This is a genomic window from Mesorhizobium sp. M7A.F.Ca.ET.027.03.2.1, assembly GCF_003999175.1.
In the GTDB taxonomy this organism is placed as follows: Bacteria; Pseudomonadota; Alphaproteobacteria; order Rhizobiales; family Rhizobiaceae; genus Mesorhizobium.
Genome location: NZ_RZOM01001380.1, coordinates 1 through 1,278, shown reverse-complemented (window position 1 = coordinate 1,278; position 1,278 = coordinate 1). Strand labels below are relative to the sequence as shown.

The window sequence follows — 1,278 nt, the reverse complement described above, 5'->3', positions numbered from 1 at the left end:
CTATGGTCGCGACTATGCGGGCCAGGATGAGGGGTTCAACCCGCTCAAGCTGCTTTTATACATCGTCCAGTATCGCTGGCTGATCGTCATGATGGCGGCGGCCGGGCTCGTTGCCGGCGTCATCGTGACGATGATGCAGACACCAAAATATCTGGCGACGACGCAGCTCGAAGTTCTGGTGCCTTCGGCGAAAGTGTTTCAGGACATTGAGGTCGTTTCCGAAAACAGCGACGTCCGGGCCTTCCTGACCGCTCGGGAGAAGCTGAAGAGCCGGGCATTGGCTCAGCGCGTGGTGTTCCAGCTTGGGCTTAGCGAAAAACCGGATTTTCTGTTTCCGACGCCGAGCTTTTCCCCGAGCAATATTGTCTACCGTGCGTTCGGGATGTCCAAGTCACCCTCCATTGAGGAGAAAACGCCTGAAGAGCGCGAGGCAATTGCGATCAAGCGCATCCAGGAAGATCTGACGGTCAATCTGGTCACCAATACGAGCCTGCTATCGATCACCTTCGTCGATCAAAAGCCGAAATATGCAAGCGACGTTGCCAATCAGGTCGCGCAGAGCTTTATCGATCAACGTCTCGATCAGACCAGCGAGACCTCTGATCTGGCACGGCAGTTCATCCAGGAACAGGTTTTGCAGGTGAAGCAAAAGCTGCAGACCTCCGAAGAGGAACTGGTCACCTATGCAAAAGATGCCGGCATCACGGTTACCGGCGATGACAAATCGCTGATCGGCTCCAACATCGAAGCCCTGAACACCGCCCTGGCCACTGCAATCCAGGAGCGTCTTGATGCGGGGCGGGTGGTCGATCAGATAGAAAAAGGCCGCGGGTCGAGCCTCGGTCCGGTTCTGGAAAGCGAAGGTCTGCAGAAGCTTAGCGAAAAGCTGGCGGATCTGACCAGCCAGTATCAGCAGAAATTGGGCATCCTGAAGCCCGGTTTTCCGGAAATGCAGCAATTGCAATCGCAGATCAAGGAACTCCAGCGAATCTACAACAACGGCGTGCTGGCGATAACCGATTCGTTGCGGCTGAAATATCAGGAAGCACAGAACAAGGAAGCCGACCTCAAGTCCAAGCTCGCGGAGATGGAGAGGCAGCAGGTCGTCTTCAACGACAAGAATATCAAATACACGATCCTGAAGCGCGAGGTCGACTCCAACCGGTCGCAGTATGACAGCCTTATCGCCAAGCTGAATGAAGTCGGCGTCAGCTCGGAGCTCAAGACGCAAAGCGCTGCTATAGTCGATTTCGCTTCGCTGCCCACAGCCCCCTATTC

General features: G+C 55.3%; 1 pseudogene. It reads left to right on the top strand.

Annotated elements, in window-relative coordinates:
* Positions 1-88 precede the first annotated feature (88 nt).
* A pseudogene (locus EN750_RS34845) lies at positions 89-1,278 on the top strand (exopolysaccharide biosynthesis protein); the annotation flags it as partial.